The sequence below is a fragment of the Rhizobium sp. 268 genome, assembly GCF_036571585.1.
Lineage (GTDB): Bacteria > Pseudomonadota > Alphaproteobacteria > Rhizobiales > Rhizobiaceae > Rhizobium > Rhizobium redzepovicii.
In genome coordinates this window covers 415,538-432,624 of record NZ_JAPPSO010000005.1, presented here as the reverse complement: position 1 = coordinate 432,624, position 17,087 = coordinate 415,538, and the positions used below count along the sequence as shown (strand labels likewise).

Below are 17,087 nucleotides of genomic sequence, written 5' to 3'. Positions count from 1 at the left end.
AAAACCACCCTGCAGTCAAGGATTTTCACTCTGCTATTTGTGGATGCGTCACCGCCGGCCTGTGGAAAGCCAGCGTCTGGCGACTGAACAACGTCGCTTCCTTACGCTGCGCGACAAACTTCAGCGCGGCGCGGCGCCGATGATGCGGCTGACAGCCGCCTCGACCTTCCTGAGATGAATTTCCATTGCCGTCTGGGCCTCGGCCTCCGACCCTATCCGAATGGCTTCGACGATGGCGCGATGCTCTTCATTCGATTCCTGACGGCGTGGCCCCAAGGCGGTCAGCAGCCCGGATTGCTGCGCCATCGCCTCGCGGACGTCATCGACGATGTCGCGAAAGACGGCATTCTTTGACGCCTCGGCGATCACCCCGTGAAAATCCGAATCCAGCCGCACCCAGGCCTCGGTATCTTCTTCCCGCTCCATCCGGTCGCAAAGGAGAAGCAGCCGGGACAGCTCGTCATCGCTTCGGCGCAGCGCTGCCCAGCCGGCAGCGGATACTTCGACGAAGGGCCGCGCCTCCACCAGATCACGCGCCGAATAATCGCCGTAACGGATATCTCGGCCACCGCCAGCCGCGAGCACATAGGTTCCGCTTCCCGTTCGCGTCTCCGTCAGCCCCAAAATCTGTAGCGAGCGCAGCGCTTCCCGCACGATCGGACGGCTGACACCGTATTTCGTCGCAAGCTTGGCTTCCGACGGCAGCTTGGAACCGGCGGCAAAACGGCCGGATAGAATGAGATTGCGCAGTTCCTCGAACACCAGTTCCGAGGCGCTTTTTCGACTGAGGATCGCGGAGTCGGATAGCCAGTCTTCTAGATCGTTCATCGCTTTGTCTTCGATCGGCAGAGCCCCGGACGTCCGGGCGCGAAATTGAAAATCATGTCGTCAGCGGCGATTCTCTTCACCGGCAATGCCGATGATGGACCGCTTGACCTCCAGCAGGTGCTCGGCCATGGCTGCCCGCGCATCCCCCTCGCTGCCTGCGGTTACGGCCTGGAGAATGCGGCGGTGCTCGGCGTTGGAGGCTTTACGCCGGCCGCGAACATGCTCCACCAGTTCCGATTGCGTCGAAAGCGCCCCGCGGACATCGGCAACGACCTTCCCGAAGATCGCATTGCCGGAGGCTTCGGCGATCCCTCCGTGAAACTCAGCGTCCATCCGCACCCATATCTGGACGTCCTCCTCCACGTCCATCCGGTCGCACAAGGATGTGAGCGATGCGAGCTGCTCGTTCGAGCGCCGCAATGCGGCCCAGCCCGCAGCCGGGATCTCGATACAGGGGCGCGCCTCCATGAGATCGCGGGCGGAATAAGCGCCGCCGCCGAGCTGCCGCGCCGGGCTTTCCGAAACGACGAAGGTGCCCCGCCCGGTTCTGGTCTGTGTGAAGCCCAGCGTCTGCAGCGAGCGGAGCGCTTCACGCACGATCGCCCGGCTGATGCCGTAACGTTCGGCGAGTTGCACCTCCGCGGGAAGACGGGTTCCGAGCGCCAGTTTCCGACTAACAATCGCCGTGCGGAGATCTTCGAAGACCGCCTCGCCAGCGTTTCTTCGGCTTATCTCTTTCTTCGCCGACAACCATGAATCCATATCCTGCATCGAAGGACGATGCGGGCATTCGAAAGAGCTGTCAAGCAACCGGACAAGTGCGCGGAAAAGGCGCTGTCAGCATCTCGGCGCGGTACGCGAAGTTGCGGTTGACGGCCTTTTAGAACAGATAGCGGAAGCGCTCTGGCGTGGCAGGCCATGCATTTATCGGAACGGCTCCTGCGTCGCATTCGTCGCCGCCAAGAGATCAGCGAGCCGTCAACTCGATTCGGACACGCTGCGCAAGCGGTTCCCCTCAGCAATCGAGGGCAAATGATGCAGGTCGCGACGCCACGGTAGGCAAGCCACGACAGGCCTCGATCGGCTCCTCATCCTGCGCGATCGTGTAATCGCCTGCGGGTGAATTTCACCGACAGATCGGGAAGCCCGAACTGGGACACAATTCTACAAATACCTTATCGGGACCAATTTCCGGGCGTAAATATTTTTATAATTTTATAATGGTGGCCGAAATGACATCCAGGTAAAATACTTGAACAATAAAACCATTCCGACATTTTATTGTGTTATTCTAAAAGCATGACCTCTTGGAAGTTCCATAGATCGGTTTTTACAACGAAATACACACCGACTTCACCGGCCATGCTAGACAAGCAGGAGGCCAGCACGGTGGCCTCGCCAATTCACAATAAAAAAAGGAGGCAGCAAATGTCGAGGCATAACAACGTCAAACCGTTTATCGCCAGTGACCGCCACGACTTTGGCGCCAACGGCAGGCGCCCGCATGGTAATCCCTCCGCAAAGGAATTGATCGCCCATGCCGTCGCCGCACGCACCGACCTCGCCGCGCAACCTGAGGAAGCGCGCGCAGCTGACGAACTCCGTCAAGCAAAGAAGCCGCGGCATCATTTCACAAAACGCCGAAACGCTGAGACCGAAGATATGAGTCTGGCTGTCCGGGAACTTCCCACAATGGGTGAACTCAAGCAGGCGCGGAGCGATCACAGCATGAAGATCGCCACTCGGGAAGCTGAGAGGCGCGCCTAGGCGGGTGGCTCAGCGCTCTAATCGAATCGAAGCCTGGATCAGATCTTGGTGGAAGCAGTGGTTGCGCAAGTCCTCTGTCAACTTGAGCAGCCTTTCCTTGACCAGACCGGCAGGCTCGCCTCGCGCCAGCATTCTATCGATCAGGCCCTGCTGAATGCAGATCATCTGCCGGTCGACAATCACTGCCAGCGCGCGAGTTCCAGGTCCTTCGGGGAATTGGTCGTAAGACGGCGACTTCGTATTCAGGGCTTCCATCCCGGCGAGCTTCACCGTCATCATTATAACTTTTAAGGGATGGTTATGGTAGTAATCATCACAACTGAAACTGCTGCGAAACGCGACGAGAATTGGCGGCTGCTGTCCATCCTCAAGCGAGCGGACTACGCGACGACAGATCTCGTTGCTTCGGAAAATGGCGACCGTCGCGAAGGGGTGATGGTAGTCCGGCGCATCAGGGCAGCGACGATCCGGGTGCCCGCCTACCCTCTTAGAGGCGGTGGAAGATGGGCGCCGATCCTGAGGCTTTGGCATCATGGGAAAACGAAGGGAGCGCAACCTGAGCCGGACGCCCCTGCGGAAAGAACTTGATGACCCCGTGAGGCGATTGAGCGAGGAATGCCGAACCATCGTCGTGTTCGCTGATATGGAGATGCCGCGCCATGGTTATCCTGCAGCGACCATGCCAATTACAGGCGCGATTGCCGGCATGCTGTCGGGTGATAGCACCATTGCTCCGGCTTGAGTAAAGGCTGACGGAATCTTCCTTGCACCGAGTTCATTCGGAGGCCGGGCGGCACACATGTGGTAAGTGGCCCTATTGCGCGGACCAACATGATTAAATGAAAGAGATCTCGCCGCCCATCCTTCGAAATACGCGTCAGACCGGATGACGCGGCAGAAAAGATCCAGATATGCGCGAGAGATGAGATGGCTTCGAACGCAATTCAGGACGTGATCGAGAGCGCGTTGCGTCCTGCAGGCCTGAACAAGGACGGCAAACAGAGCGGCAACCGACCGCTAGTCACGTAGAAGCAGGAAATTTATAAGTATTTTTAAATGTCCGCGACGCATTGCAAAGCACAATCTTGATCGCTTTCTGTTCATCCCAAATATTTAATTTGCCAGCCGCATTGATTAGGCGCAGGATAGATCTTCAGTAGCTTTTTACCCGGGCGCTACTGCGTGGAGGCTGACGGTTCCCTTCGCCCCAAAATTAAGGAGGGCAGCATGTCTTCCAATCTCCACATGTCTGTTCGGACCTCTGACATGGCTATATTGCAGGGCGTACTCGACAACGCAGGATACGATTGCACAAGTAGCCTCGAAGATCCCAAATGTTACAACATCGCCGTCAAATTGCTGTTCAAGCTTTACAATGATGGAATGACCTCGCCCGCCGCCCTTACTATCGAACTCAGCCGGCACTTTGGAAAAGCACCACTGTCCTCGAAATCCTCCGCGGAGTTCGAAAAGAATCGCAAACTGATACAAGGAATCGGACCAGTCGTTGTGGTCAGTCGCCTACCGGCGCCTGAGCAGACTCGTTAAGTTACTTCTCGCAAACCTCATCCAGTCTCGGTCATCTTTCGACAGTCGCTTTTATCAAGCGCGCGATTTCCGACAGATTCCGCTCTCCAAAGAGACAGGCGGCACCTTTAGCGCATGCGGTTGGTGAGGAACGTAGGGAAGCGCACAATGATGACATCGTCCGACGCCGCCACGCTTCTCCAGGATGCAGCGGACCGGATCGCGGACATCCCGCGTTCTGATCTGCAGATTATGCTTCGGCGAGCGGCACTCCGGCTGCGCAATGCGACGACTGTTTCTATGGAAGACGATGTTGATGAAGTCTTGCGGGACCTCGCCGGCGAACTCGGGCAAACACGGGAAGACGTGATGAGATACATCATCAGGGAGTGGATGGTAAAGAACAGCTTCCTGTCCGGGCATGTGCTGGACGAGGATGGCGAGTTGGGCGGATCGGCATAACCTTGCCACGTCTGAGCTCGACATGGAATCGCGACAGAGTTTTAGACGCCCTTTACACTAACTTATCAGATGTGTCGCGTCGGCGGCATGAAACGATAATCCCTGTAACTTCGTATTTGAACCGGCGTCCGCTTGGCCCCGAACACAAGGCTTTATCGTCGTTGCTTGCGGAACTAAGTTCCGGCGACCGACGCTACCAGAGCTTCACATGCCGGTTGACGTCCTTGTAGAGCAGGTAGCGGAACCGGCCGGGGCCGCCGGCGTAGCAGGCCTGCGGGCAGAAGGCGCGCAGCCACATGAAATCGCCGGCCTCGACCTCGACCCAGTCCTGGTTGAGGCGATAGACCGCCTTGCCCTCGAGCACATAGAGCCCGTGCTCCATGACATGGGTTTCCATGAAGGGGATCACCGCGCCCGGCTCCAGCGTGACGATATTGACGTGCATGTCGTAGCGCACATCGGCCGGATCGATGAAGCGGGTCGTGCCCCAGCGGCCGTCGGTGTCGGGCATGGCCCGGATCGGATGGTCGTCGTCATGGGTGACGATCGCCGGCGGCGGCTCCAGCCCGTCGACCTCCTGAAAGGCCTTGCGGACCCAGTGGAAGATTACAGCAGCCGAGCCGTCATTCTTCAGACGCCAGGCCGAACCGGCGGGGATATAGACGAAGGAGCCGGCGCGCAGCGTATGGCTGACACCTTCGAGTTCCACCGTCATGCCGCCTTCGACGACGAAGAGCACCGCTTCGGCCCGCTTGTCCGGCTCCGGCCGGTCGCTTCCGCCACCCGGCTGAACCTCCATCACATATTGCGAGAAGGTCTCGGAGAAGCCGGAAAGCGGACGGGAGAGAACCCATGCCCGCGTTCCCGTCCAATGCGGCAGGAGGCTGGTGACGATATCGCTCATGACGCCGCGGGGGATGACCGCGTAAGCCGTGGTGAAAACGGCCCTGCCGGAAAGCAACTGGGTCTGCGGCGGCAAACCGCCGAGCTTCGAAAAATACTCTGTCTTGTCCATTGATGCGGCTTTCCGGGCAGATGTCTCTGCATCTGCTTTATGCGCCGCCGGCCGGTTAAGCAACTCCCAACGCCTTTCGTTACCGGTCGGCCATCACCAGATGGCCCGGCCCGACTTCACGATACAAGGTGGCCGGAGGCTGGTAGTCCACGGCACGCATCGGGCTCTTGATTTCGTCATTCGCCACCATGCGTTTTTCGTGGCGCCGATCGGGATCCGGCACGGGCACGGCGGCGATGAGCTTCTTGGTATAGGCATGCTGCGGATTTTCGAAGACGGCGGCGCGCGGGCCGATCTCGACGATCTCGCCGAGATACATCACCGCCACCCGGTGGCTGACGCGCTCGACCACCGCCATGTCGTGCGAGATGAACAGGAAGGCGAGGTTGAGGCTCTGCTGCAGGTCGAGCATCAGGTTGATGACCTGCGCCTTGATCGACACGTCGAGCGCCGACACGCTTTCATCGGCGACGATGACCTTCGGCTGCAGGGCAAGCGCCCGGGCGATGCAGATGCGCTGGCGCTGGCCGCCGGAAAATTCATGCGGATAACGCGCCGCCATGTCCGGGGAGAGCCCGACCTTGACCAGCAGATCGGCGACGACCTCCCTCGCCTCTCTTGCGCTGCCCATCCGGTGCTCGAGATAGGGCTCTGCGATCGCTGCACCCACCGTCATGCGCGGATTGAGGCTGGCGAACGGATCCTGGAAGATCATCTGCACGGATTTGCGCATCTCGCGCAGATCCTTCCTGTCGAGGCCGAGCACCTCCCTGCCCTCGACGAGAACGGAACCCGCCTGCGGCTCGATGAGACGCATGATGGCGCGGCCCGTCGTCGATTTACCGCAGCCGGACTCACCGACGAGCGACAGCGTCTCGCCGGCATGAAGATCGAAGGAGACGTTTTCGACCGCATGCACGCGGCTGGTCAGCCGGCCGAACAGGCCGGAATGGATATCGAAACGCTTGGTGAGGTTCTTCACCTGCAAGACCGGCGTCGCGGCGACGGTATCGGCGGCCTCAGCCGGTATGTCCGATTCGCCTGTCGCCGTATTGACCACGGGAAAACGCAGCGGCCGCCGGCGGCCCTGCATCGAGCCGAGCACCGGCACGGCCGACAGCAGCGCCCTGGTATAAGGGTGTTTGCCGCGGTGGAAAATATCGGCGGTGGCACCGCTTTCCACCTGTTCCCCGCGATACATCACCACCGTCCGATCGGCGATCTCGGCGACGACACCCATGTCATGGGTAATGAAGAGGACGGAGGTCCCCTCCTCTTCCTGCAGCATCTTGATGAGATCGAGGATCTGGCCCTGGATCGTCACGTCGAGGGCCGTCGTCGGCTCGTCGGCGATCAAGAGTTTCGGCCGGCTGGCGAGCGCCATGGCGATCATCACCCGCTGGCGCATGCCGCCGGAGAAACGATGCGGATATTCGTCGAAGCGCGAGGCGGCAGAGGGGATGCGGACTTTTTCCAGCAGCCTGATCGTCTCGGCCCTGGCATCGGTCCGGCTCATATCGGAATGGCAGAGCAGCGCTTCGGAAATCTGATCGCCAATGGTGAAGAGCGGATTGAGCGAGGTCATCGGCTCCTGGAAGATCATCGCCACCTCGTTGCCGCGCACCTGCCGCATGGCCTGTTCCGGCAAGGCCAGCAAGTCGCGCCCACCGAGCATGACGCGGCCTTCGATGCGGCTCATGTCCGGCTGCAGCAGCCGCATGATCGAGAGCGAGGTGACGCTCTTGCCCGAGCCGGATTCACCGACGATCGCCACGGTTTCACCGGGTGCGACGGTGAAGGAGACATCGCGCACCACCGGTTTCCAGGCGCCCTCGACCAGAAAGGACGTCGTCAGCCCCTCGACGGAAAGAACGGTGCTGGCTGAAGCGATCGATTGTGCTTGGACGCTGCCCATGTCAGTCGGTTCCTTTGCGGCTCAATCCGGCCAGCGCAGCACGCCGTCGAAGCGGTGCCGGCTGCGGTTTTCGATCGGGGTTGCGATGATCTCGTTGGAGGCGCGCGCCTTGTCGAGTTCCTCAGCCAGGCGGTTTGCAACGATGACATCCTGGCCCGGATGCAGGTTGCACGGGTCGAGATAGAAATAGCGGTGCTCCACCTCATGGTCGCGTACGATGATCGGCGGGTTGCCCCTCGCCAGCGCATCGGCCAGATCCCAGGCGGTGATATGGGCCTGCTCGGAATCGACGATAAGACGCAGCCGGTCGAGCGGATTGTTGGTCGGATCGGGCTCGATCAGCGCGGTGACGCCGGGACGGCCGTCGAGTGTGCGCTTCCACAGGGTGAGCGAGCCGGTCTCGCGCTCGCGGATGCCGGCATGATCGCGCTTTTCCCAGGCTTCGAGGGCCGCCATGACGCCGAAGATGCTCTCCTTGCCGACCTTCATGCCGCGGCCGATGCCCATGTTCTGCAGAAAGGCATGACGCACCAGCTCCTTCCGGCCGGCAACGATGCCCGAGGTCGGGCCGCCGAGGAACTTGTGGCCGGAGTAAAGGGCGATATCGGCCCCCTGCTCCAGGAAGATCTTCAGGTCATATTCTGAGGCCGCATCGACAATCACCGGCACGCCCCTGGCATGGGCGATCTCGACGAATTCCTTGAGGTTCAGCAGGCCGTAATCGACGACATGGTGGGAGACGACATAGACGGCCGCGGCAGTCTTGTCGGTGATCGCCTTTTCCATGTGGAAGCGATGCGTCGAGGTCGCCTGTCCCACAAGCACGACCTTGCCGCCGGCAAGCCGGATCGCCTGGTCGACCGGCGCGCCGTAGCTCACCACATGGCCCATCTGCACCAGCACCTCGTTCTTTTCGGACACGGCATCCGGCAGCTTCTCGATCGCCAGCAGGTTATTGCCGGTGATCGCGCCGGCGACGGCCAGCGAAATTCCGGCCGAGCAGGAGGCGGTGACGAAGCCGGCCTCGCCGCCGGTCAGGCGGGCGATGACGGCGCTTGCCTTGCGCTGCAGGTCGTTTATCTCGACGAAATGCGGCAGGATCGATGCCATCGCTTCGATCGCCTCCGGCACGACGATCGACGCGCCGAGGCTGGTCATCGTGCCGGATACGTTGATGACGGGGCGAAGGCCGAGCGAAGGTCTGATGTCATTGGGCATGAAGGTCTCCAGAAGTCTCAGTCGAGCAACGGGCCATGGTGGACGCTGCTCCGAATATGAAAGCTCTCGTCAGCCATTCAAGGCGACGATCGCCTCGATTTCAACGGTGATGTTGCCGGGCAGCGAGCCGAAGCCGACGGCCGAGCGGGCATGTTCGCCGGCCGCGCCGAAGACGGCAATCAGCAGATCCGAGCAGCCGTTGATGACACTCGGATGATCCTCGAACTCAGGCACGGCATTGACCATGCCGAGAAGCTTGACCACCCGCTTGACGCGGGAGAGATCGCCGAGCGCATCATGCATGACGGCGAGCAGATTGATGCCGGTCAGCCGTGCATGCCGGTAAGCCTCATCGACACCGACATTAGCGCCGACTTTGCCGGCGTGCAGGAAGCCGTCTGCCTCGCGCGGCCCCTGGCCGGAGAGGTAGAGCATATTGCCCTCCACCACATGCGTCACGAAATTGGCGATCGGCGGCGGCGGCGGCGGCAGCTTGATGCCGAGGGCGGCTAACCGTTGGTAAGGCGAATTCTCAACCTTGCCGGCGGCGTTGGGAAACTGATTCACGCAAACTCCTGTCATGCGAATTGGATTAGGCGAATTTCGATTGGCCGACGTCTGGCCAGCGGATTAAAGGTCCTTGCGAAGTCTTGGATCGAGCATGTCCCTGAGGCCGTCGCCGACCATCTGCAGCGACAGCACCGAGAGGATGATGGCGACACCGGGAAACAGCGTCATCCAGTCGGCCTGGCCGATATATTGGCGGCCGGCTGCAATCATCGTTCCCCAGGTCGGAATTTCCGGGCTGACACCGAGGCCGAGGAAAGACAGACCGGCTTCGGCAAGCATCGCGCTGGCGAAGAGGAACGTCGCCTGCACCAGGATCGGCGACAGCAGGTTGCGCAGCACGTGCCGGGTCATGATGTGGAAAGTGGAAATGCCGAGCGCCCTCGCCGCCTCGACATAAGGCAGCTCGCGGATGACGAGGGTCGAGGCGCGGACGATGCGGGCCAGACGCGGCGCATAGACGATCGACAGGGCGATGATCACAGTGGTCAAGGACGGGCCGAGCGCGGCGACGAGGGCGATCGCCAGCAGAATATCCGGGAATGCCATCATCGCATCGATCAGCCGGGCGATCGGCGTATCGAGCTTCTGGAAAAAGCCGGCAAGCAGGCCGAGCGTCACGCCGATCACCGCCGACAGGCTGACGACCGCAACGCCGACGAGCAGCGACAGGCGGCCGGCAAAGATCGTCCGCGAGAAGACGTCGCGGCCGAACTCGTCCGTGCCGAAGAAGAAGGTGCCGCTCGGCGGCTTCAGCCGGTTGACGATGGAAAGCTTGGAGGGCGAATAGGGCGAGACGACAGGCGCGAAGACCGCCAGCAGCACGAAGATCGCCAGGATCAACAGGCCGAAGGCCACCGTCTTGCGCTTGAGCAGACGGCGGACGAATTTGCTGCCTTCGCTCTCGGCTGATTTGATTGCGATATCGGCCATCAGTAGCGCACCCTCGGATCGACCAACAGATAGAGCATGTCGATCGCAAAATTGATCAGCACATAGAGGGCGGCGATGACGAGCAGCGCCCCCTGGATGACGGGGTAATCGCGCCGCAGCACCGCCGAGACGACGAGATTGCCGACACCCGGCAGGCCGAAAACGGTTTCGGTGACGACGGCGCCTGAGATCAGCACCGCCGCCGTCAGGCCGAGCACCGTCAGGATCGGGATCAGCGCATTCTTCAGCGCGTGCTTGAGGATGACCTTGCGCTCGACCAGCCCCTTGGCGCGCGCCGTGCGGATATAGTCGTCGCCTAGCACATCGAGCATCGAGGCGCGAGTGAAGCGCAGGATCAGCGCCGAGGAGACGATGCCGAGCGCAAAGGCCGGCAGTGTCAGGTGATACATTCGGTCCGCGAAGGTCGAGCCGGGGCCGCCATAGCCCGAGACCGGGAAGAGGTTGAGCCGGACGGCGAAGAACTGCATCAGGATGAGGCCGAGCCAGAAGCTCGGGATGCTGGCGGCAAACATCGCCAGCGTCGTTGCCGCCTGGTCGACGAAGGAGCCGCGCCGATAGGCGGCGTAGATGCCGATCGGCAAGGCGATGATGCTGGCGATGGCGAGCGAAAACAGCGTCAGGAAGAAGGTCGGCTCGGCGCGGTCGAGCAGAGCGGAGGTGACGGGCATGTTGAGGAAGATCGACTGGCCGAGATCACCCTTCAGCAGCTGGCCGATATAATAGAGATATTGCAGACTGAGGGATTGATCGAGGCCGAGCCGGGCGCGGAGATCGGCAACATCCTGCGGCGTCGCATCCGGCCCGAGCATGACGGCGGCCGGGTCGCCCGGCGTCACGCGCACGATGACGAAGACGATCGTGACGACGAGAAACATCACGACGATCATGCCAAAGAAGCGCTGGAGGATGTAGCGGATCATGAATGATGGCCTTCAAGCCCTTGCAGATGCAGCAGAAAAAACCGGCGCCGAGCCCCGCAGGGCCGGCACCGGCGGCGATGCTTACTTCTTGATCGAAGCGTTCCAGAAATACGGCCACGGGGCCGGATCGACACCTTCAAGCTTGACCGACTTTGCCGCGACGGCGTTGAAATCGCCGATCTTCATGAAGGGCGCGTCTGTATAGATAGCCTTCTGGACATCGGCCCAGAGCGCCACGCGTTTCGTCGGGTCGACCTCGGAGGTGAAGGCATCGACGGCGGCCTTGCGGGCCGGCGTATCCCACCAGCCGGGCGAACTGGTCGAGAGCGAGCCGATCAGCGCCGGCTCCGGCAGGAAGGGGCTGTGGGTGATGTAGATATCCCAGAGCTTCGGATCGGTGCGGCGCTGCGTCAGCGTCGCCCAGTCCACCACCTGCATATCGACGGTGAAGCCGGCAAGCTTCAGATATTCGGCGGCGACCTGCGCCATCTTGTAGTGAAATTCGTACTGGCGGCTGGTCAGGATGCGGATCGGCTCGCCATTGTAGCCGGCCTTCTTGGCGGCAGCGGCAGCCCCTTCCGGATCGGCGACGTTATAGGCGCCTTCGACGCCGGCATCCGTCGACCAGGAAAAGGTCTTCGGATAGATGGCGCCGTCGAGCGCATAAAAGTCCTTGCTGCCGAAAGCCGCGGCCAGCATGTCTTCCATGCTGAGCGCCTGGCGGATCGCCTTGCGAACCTCGACATTCCCGGCAACACCCTCCTTCGTGTTGAAGACGAAGACCGGGTAGCCGAAGGGCTTCAGCATGACCGGCTGCGAGGCCGTCGAGGCCTTCAGCTTGTCGTAGGATTCGACCGGGATCGAATCGACATAATCATATTGGCCGGAAACGGCGGCCTCGACGCGGGTATTCGGATCCGGCACCGGCACGAAGCGGATTTCATCGAGATATTGATGGCGGGCGCCGCCATAACCATCGCCCTCGCCTTCGCGGGACTTGTAGCCGTCGAAGCGGACGAGCTGGATATACTGGTCGGCCTTGCGCTCCTTCAGCATATAGGGGCCGGTGCCGATGAACTCCTTCATCGGCTCATCCTGCTTTTCGGCAGGGATGATGATCGCCGCCGAGTTGTTGAAGGCGAGCAGCGAGGTCAGTGGCGCATAGGGCTGCTTCAGCGTAATCGTCACGGTCGCAGGATCGGTCGCGGTGATCTTGTCGATGAAGCCGGCCACCTGTTTGCCGCGCGAAGCAATCTTCATCCAGCGGTTCAGCGAGGCGACGACATCGTCCGAGGTCATGTCGCTATTGTCGTGGAACTTGATGCCGGTCCTGAGCTTGATCGTATAGGTTTTGCCGTCGGCGCTGATCTCGGGCAGACTTTCCGCCAGCAGCGGCGTGACGTTCCAGCTCTTGTCGAACGTATAGAGCGTTTCGAAAATATGCTGCGTAACGATGCCGACGAGATCGGCCGTCGACGACATCGGATCGAGCGTCGGCGGCTCGCCGATCGTCGCGACATTGATGACGCCGCCCTTCTCCTCAGCAAGCAGGGTCGAAGGCAGGGCGACGAGCGCAGTGCCGAGCAGGAATGCGACAAGCGGTTTCATATGAGAGCTCCCAGTTAAGTTCCACAATTATGTAATTCATGTTTTTGTAACAGAATAAGAGATGAAATGATCGTGTCAAGCGGAAGCCGTGGATTATGTCGTGAGACGAGCGTCGCAGCGGCAAACAGCGCCGAACCGCATGTGCGGCTGGCCGCCTGCGCGAAGCTCGCGCATGATGCGGGCGTGAAGAATCGGCAGCGCCACGGCTTCAATAAAGCGAGGATGGAATGAGCATCGATTTCAACGACGGAAAATGGCTGAACGAACCGGAAAGCTGGCAGGCCGACGCAACCGGCCTGACGCTGACAACAGGCGAGAAGACCGATTTCTGGCGGGAGACCTATTACGGCTTCACCCGCGACAGCGGCCACTTCCTCGCCTTCCCTACGGCCGAGAGCTTCACCGCCCAGATCCGCATACAAGGCGAATTCCGCACCCTCTACGACCAGGCCGGCCTGATGGTGCGCCTCGACGAGAACCGCTGGGTCAAGACCGGCGTCGAATTCACCGACGGCGAAGCCTTCCTCAGCACCGTCGTCACCGACGGCAGGTCCGACTGGTCGGTGTCGCAACCCTTCAAGGAACTCGAGGACTTCCACATCCGCGTCACCCTGGCGGCCGGCGCCCTGCGCATCCAGGCTTCGCACGACGGGAGCTTCTGGCCGCTCTTGCGGCTAGCGCCCTTCCCAATCGCCGACAGATACCAGGTCGGGCCCACCGCCTGTACGCCGGAGCGGAGTGGATTGACGGTGCGGTTTTCGGAATTTTCGATCGGGCCGGCGATTACGACGGATCTGCATGATTTGAGTTGAGGAACGCTGTGACGCATTCAAGCGCCTCATGCCGACTGCACCACCTGGAACAGGAGACACAGCCATCCTCACTCGGGCATGTCGTATTCTCGACGGCAATATACAAACCCAGACAATGCGTCCAAATCTTTGAAAAGCCGCGTTGCGTAGGAACATTCCGTATCGATACGTTCGATCAGTTCCGGTCCGGCAGAGGCGAAAACGTTTGTGGATAATACTTCCGCGCTTTCGATATCAAACTCGGTCGGCTCACGCTCAAGGTAATATCTTATGAGAAGAGCCTTTTCATCGAATTCGACGGCGATGGCCCTAATCGCTGGGTAAATCTCTCCCAGTAGATTTCGCCAGATATTGAGGACAAGCCAGTTTGGAAGTTTGTTCACTGTTGTCGCCCTTGCACTGAGCTCAAGAATTCGAATGCCTGAGGAAGTGCCATGTATCCTCCTCCAGGTTCATTTCCTCGGCTAGCTCCCGAATGGTGATCAGTTCCCCTGGAGCCGGCACCACGTCATGCTCGTACAATTGCGTGCATAGATTTTCCAATGCGACTGCGCACTCATTGTGCTTCGCAAGGGATATGTATTCGCCGATATATTCCTCGGGCAGGCGTCCGGTGAAATCACCTATGAGCTTGATCAGCTGTTTCTCAACTTCCATACGCACCTCACGGGGCTTGAGCGCTAAATCTATGAAATAATCCGAGCAACTCACCTATCCATGAGGAATTCGGCATTGCACGAAACACAAACCGTTTACCGGCTGTCCACCCACTCAACTTTCATCCGGTAACGAGTATCTCGGCTTTTTTTGAACCGCCTGCTCCATCAATATTGGAGTGCAGCGCGCGTGGGAGCTACAGCGGTAAAGCGTGCGTCGCTGAAATCATACAGGCGCTGAAAGGCATCTTCGCGCTTGTCGGCATAATATCGGAATTGGCTTTTCGACAATCGGTAGATGCAACCACCCCGGGCGAACACAAGGTCGCCGCCGTCCCAATCGGCCCAATCGCTCTCAGGCAGATCGATGAGCAGGGTTCCGTCGCGATCAATCACACGATAATCGAGGCCGTACCACGCCTTTTGCCTGCGACCGATCGCGTGGAGTATCATTTGGAGGCGCCGACCGTTAGAACCGACCTTTTCCTCAACGTGCGGCTGGCTAAAGCGAAAAATCGCAGGCGCATTCAAACCGCAGTACTGCTCTTCACCGATCTCTACCACTCGCCAACCATCGCGCTCGCGCAGGAGGCCATTGATGGGTTCGTCCTCACCGCGGCCTGGCCGGTTCCCGCACGGCTTGACATGCATTCCCGGCTTTAGCCGAAATCCATCGGCGAGTTTGAAGCTGGCCTCCCACTCGGGGGAATGATTCAAAAGCAGTGTTTCCTCATCCTCGAAAATGCCGCCGCCGCCCCAGGCATCCCCTTTCGGCCAAAGGGCCAACGCCGTAAAGAATGGCGGCTTTGATATTGCTGTCCAGCTTCCGTAGGGCGCGCGATTTGTCGCTGCGAAATACACCAGCAGTCGGCCGGACGGGGAAAGATCGCAGCGTCGTTCGTAGATGCGTCCCTTGAACCATTGCCCATGTTCAAAAATATCGTTGCGCAGGTCCCAACGAATTAGCTGCACATGTTTGCTCGGGCCGCGACGGAATATAACACCCGTTCTCGCTCCCCGCGCAAGGATCGCATATAGCCGCGTTGCGGCCGGTTTGTTCCTCTGAACACCTTCGTCTGAGGCGGGGTTGCATTCTTTGATGGTCAACTAGACTGCTTCCCAAGCTTGAGGTGTTTTTCCCGATCCACACCTCACAACGGGCCAGAGCTTACTTCAATTAAACGGGGCAAGGTCAAAGGCTTATCCATGGTTGCGTCACCCAAATAATTGAGAAATGCGGTCCGGGACGGATGACGCCGACTTACCAATGTTGTTTTTGACCAACCAAGGACCGGCAACGAGATCGATATTGTCGATGCCACCTCCATCAAATAAAATCTCTAAATCTTGACGAAACTCCTCAAATCCACCTTCGTATAAGGTTTTTCTAAAGTTACCGTTTTCCTGGCGGATGGATTTTCCAGGATTAAAATCTCCATCAGAAATCAGGAAATTTGCCAGCCGGAGTGCGTGGTTAAATCTGTCGGCTTCAGATTTTTCGTATGGGGCATCCTCTCTGTCGAAGCTAACGACACCGATGATGAACCCGAAGAATATTATATCCCTATCTCCTTCATCATAGAGGTAGTCCACGATTGTCCTTGCATATTCTCGATCCATAGTTTGCTTCTTGTCCGATGGAAGCTTATCGGCGGCCCCCGGCACTGCGAAACTCAGCGCTTATCCGGAGGATTTGAATATACTTTTCGGTTGGGTCGGAGAGGGCGCCAGCAGTATCTCGAGATACACCTCTCAATAAACGTAGAAAACGTCCTGTTCACCACCGTCCAGGTCGTCTTCTCGCCCTTGCAGAGGAACCAACCATTGGTGCTGCCACATTGGAGACCGCCTTCTTTTACTTTCAGAGCTCGGCTCAATTGCTGGGCGGCGTCCTGATGATTGAATGCATGCCCGGCAATTGATCCGCCTGCGCCAAAAAATCGTGCGCGAGTTGTACATTTACGTTGTCGGTTAAGCCTATCACGCCAAAACCAAAATCATCGTGTGGATAAAAAGCCAGATTCCAATCGCGTGAGATCATGAAGCAATGACCGTACAGTCCATACGCAATCATCTTTGCGACAAGTAAAGATCTCACACTTTCGATAGGGAAATCATGCGCTTTCATCAGGGCAATATTCGCCCATTCCCTTTCGACCGATTCAGTATATTCCTGCGAACTAGGATCACACCCAAATCGTTCTTTAAAACCAAATTCTTTGATAAGCCCAGCCCCCACAAGGCCCTCTATTAAATTGGCGTCTCGCTGGTCATCCGCAGCATCGCCGTAATGCCCAACTTCGTCGGAGTTTGCGTGTACCGAGGATGCAATCAAAAAATATTCCAGATCGTTTCTGAAATATCGCATGAAGAAATCGACCGCAGATTCTTCCATGCCCGGCTCATATCGGGTGTCTCTTTCAAAAAAACCGAGGAAGCGATCTGATGCTCCATATCCCGCGAGATTGACTGACATCAGTAGCAACCGAAGGGTATCGCTCATTCTTCTCATGCACAGCTTCGATTCCTTAAACAGACGACCTCTCCTGCGTGGGCGCATCACATAAGTCGCTGCGCCCATGTTTCGGTAAGCTTTGCTCCATTACAAAAGTCACGATGTGAACTGAACCATCAACGATTGGTCCTAAGCAATCGAGATGAAGAGCGGCTACCAGACCCTGCCGTTCGGGGCGCCAGCCGCTCGCATGCGCTCCGATCGCCAGCGCGGACGGCCCCGATCGAGTCTTTCGCGGCCTGTTCTCCGAACGCCAAGCTGTCGACGCTGATGAGACGGACGTTTCTGGACCCCGAGGAAACGGAGCACGGTGGCGATGTAAG

Annotated in this window: 19 protein-coding genes; 4 read left to right on the top strand and 15 right to left on the bottom strand. The window is 59.1% G+C overall.

The features are described from left to right. Positions 1-120: 120 nt before the first annotated feature. Both OS035_RS12960 and OS035_RS12955 read right to left on the bottom strand, forming a co-directional pair. Positions 121-828, bottom strand: a complete 708-nt coding sequence (locus OS035_RS12960) for a FadR/GntR family transcriptional regulator (RefSeq protein WP_331813782.1) — start codon at positions 826-828, stop codon at positions 121-123. A 60-nt stretch (positions 829-888) separates the two neighbouring features. Beyond that, positions 889-1,599 (bottom strand): FadR/GntR family transcriptional regulator, encoded by a 711-nt coding sequence (locus OS035_RS12955; protein WP_331813781.1) that lies wholly within the window; start codon positions 1,597-1,599, stop codon positions 889-891. Between the two features lie 618 nt (positions 1,600-2,217). Here OS035_RS12955 and OS035_RS12950 point away from each other — a divergent pair. After that, positions 2,218-2,595, top strand: a complete 378-nt coding sequence (locus OS035_RS12950) for a hypothetical protein (RefSeq protein ID WP_331813780.1) — start codon at positions 2,218-2,220, stop codon at positions 2,593-2,595. Between the two features lie 9 nt (positions 2,596-2,604). On the opposite strand, the gene OS035_RS12945 is transcribed toward OS035_RS12950, so the two are convergent. Next, entirely contained in the window at positions 2,605-2,871 is a 267-nt protein-coding gene (locus OS035_RS12945) for a hypothetical protein (protein WP_183854814.1), read from the bottom strand. 951 nt (positions 2,872-3,822) lie between these two features. Here OS035_RS12945 and OS035_RS12940 point away from each other — a divergent pair. Together OS035_RS12940 and OS035_RS12935 are read left to right on the top strand one after the other, a co-directional pair. Further along, positions 3,823-4,143, top strand: coding sequence for a hypothetical protein (locus OS035_RS12940; RefSeq protein WP_097629006.1), 321 nt, complete (start codon positions 3,823-3,825; stop codon positions 4,141-4,143). A 150-nt stretch (positions 4,144-4,293) separates the two neighbouring features. After that, a complete protein-coding gene (locus OS035_RS12935; RefSeq protein WP_097629070.1) occupies positions 4,294-4,584 on the top strand; it encodes a ribbon-helix-helix protein, CopG family in 291 nt (96 codons plus the stop codon). Between the two features lie 193 nt (positions 4,585-4,777). Here the strand turns inward: OS035_RS12935 and OS035_RS12930 are convergent, their stop codons facing one another. From OS035_RS12930 to OS035_RS12900, 7 genes are all read right to left on the bottom strand, one after another. Further along, positions 4,778-5,599 (bottom strand): bifunctional allantoicase/(S)-ureidoglycine aminohydrolase, encoded by an 822-nt coding sequence (locus OS035_RS12930; protein WP_331813779.1) that lies wholly within the window; start codon positions 5,597-5,599, stop codon positions 4,778-4,780. Between the two features lie 79 nt (positions 5,600-5,678). Next, positions 5,679-7,514 (bottom strand): ABC transporter ATP-binding protein, encoded by a 1,836-nt coding sequence (locus OS035_RS12925; RefSeq protein WP_331813778.1) that lies wholly within the window; start codon positions 7,512-7,514, stop codon positions 5,679-5,681. Positions 7,515-7,535: 21 nt separating this feature from the next. Next, positions 7,536-8,732 carry an aminotransferase class V-fold PLP-dependent enzyme gene (locus OS035_RS12920; protein ID WP_331813777.1) on the bottom strand — a complete coding sequence of 399 codons (1,197 nt, stop codon included), beginning with the start codon at positions 8,730-8,732 and terminating at the stop codon, positions 7,536-7,538. 69 nt (positions 8,733-8,801) lie between these two features. Next, positions 8,802-9,314, bottom strand: coding sequence for a RidA family protein (locus OS035_RS12915; RefSeq protein ID WP_041672209.1), 513 nt, complete (start codon positions 9,312-9,314; stop codon positions 8,802-8,804). Between the two features lie 48 nt (positions 9,315-9,362). Further along, positions 9,363-10,232: an ABC transporter permease gene (locus OS035_RS12910; protein WP_183778136.1), complete on the bottom strand. Its 870-nt coding sequence runs from the start codon at positions 10,230-10,232 to the stop codon at positions 9,363-9,365. Continuing rightward, positions 10,232-11,173: an ABC transporter permease gene (locus OS035_RS12905; RefSeq protein WP_165503881.1), complete on the bottom strand. Its 942-nt coding sequence runs from the start codon at positions 11,171-11,173 to the stop codon at positions 10,232-10,234. Before OS035_RS12905 ends, OS035_RS12910 begins: the two co-directional genes overlap by 1 nt. A gap of 81 nt (positions 11,174-11,254) precedes the next feature. Next, entirely contained in the window at positions 11,255-12,781 is a 1,527-nt protein-coding gene (locus OS035_RS12900) for an ABC transporter substrate-binding protein (protein WP_183778134.1), read from the bottom strand. Positions 12,782-13,008: 227 nt separating this feature from the next. On the opposite strand from OS035_RS12900, the gene OS035_RS12895 reads away from it, so the two are divergent. Further along, positions 13,009-13,593, top strand: coding sequence for a DUF1349 domain-containing protein (locus OS035_RS12895; RefSeq protein WP_097629000.1), 585 nt, complete (start codon positions 13,009-13,011; stop codon positions 13,591-13,593). A gap of 68 nt (positions 13,594-13,661) precedes the next feature. On the opposite strand, the gene OS035_RS12890 is transcribed toward OS035_RS12895, so the two are convergent. From OS035_RS12890 to OS035_RS12870, 5 genes are all read right to left on the bottom strand, one after another. After that, positions 13,662-13,976 (bottom strand): colicin, encoded by a 315-nt coding sequence (locus OS035_RS12890; RefSeq protein WP_097588476.1) that lies wholly within the window; start codon positions 13,974-13,976, stop codon positions 13,662-13,664. A 22-nt stretch (positions 13,977-13,998) separates the two neighbouring features. Beyond that, positions 13,999-14,250 (bottom strand): MafI family immunity protein, encoded by a 252-nt coding sequence (locus OS035_RS12885; RefSeq protein WP_097628998.1) that lies wholly within the window; start codon positions 14,248-14,250, stop codon positions 13,999-14,001. A 167-nt stretch (positions 14,251-14,417) separates the two neighbouring features. Beyond that, positions 14,418-15,356 carry a hypothetical protein gene (locus OS035_RS12880; protein WP_245426869.1) on the bottom strand — a complete coding sequence of 313 codons (939 nt, stop codon included), beginning with the start codon at positions 15,354-15,356 and terminating at the stop codon, positions 14,418-14,420. 108 nt (positions 15,357-15,464) lie between these two features. Beyond that, the gene (locus tag OS035_RS12875) at positions 15,465-15,842 is read right to left on the bottom strand and encodes a hypothetical protein (RefSeq protein ID WP_131710846.1); all 378 of its coding nucleotides are present in this window, start codon (positions 15,840-15,842) and stop codon (positions 15,465-15,467) included. A gap of 280 nt (positions 15,843-16,122) precedes the next feature. Beyond that, a complete protein-coding gene (locus tag OS035_RS12870; RefSeq protein WP_097628996.1) occupies positions 16,123-16,752 on the bottom strand; it encodes a hypothetical protein in 630 nt (209 codons plus the stop codon). Between the last annotated feature and the right edge of the window lie 335 nt (positions 16,753-17,087).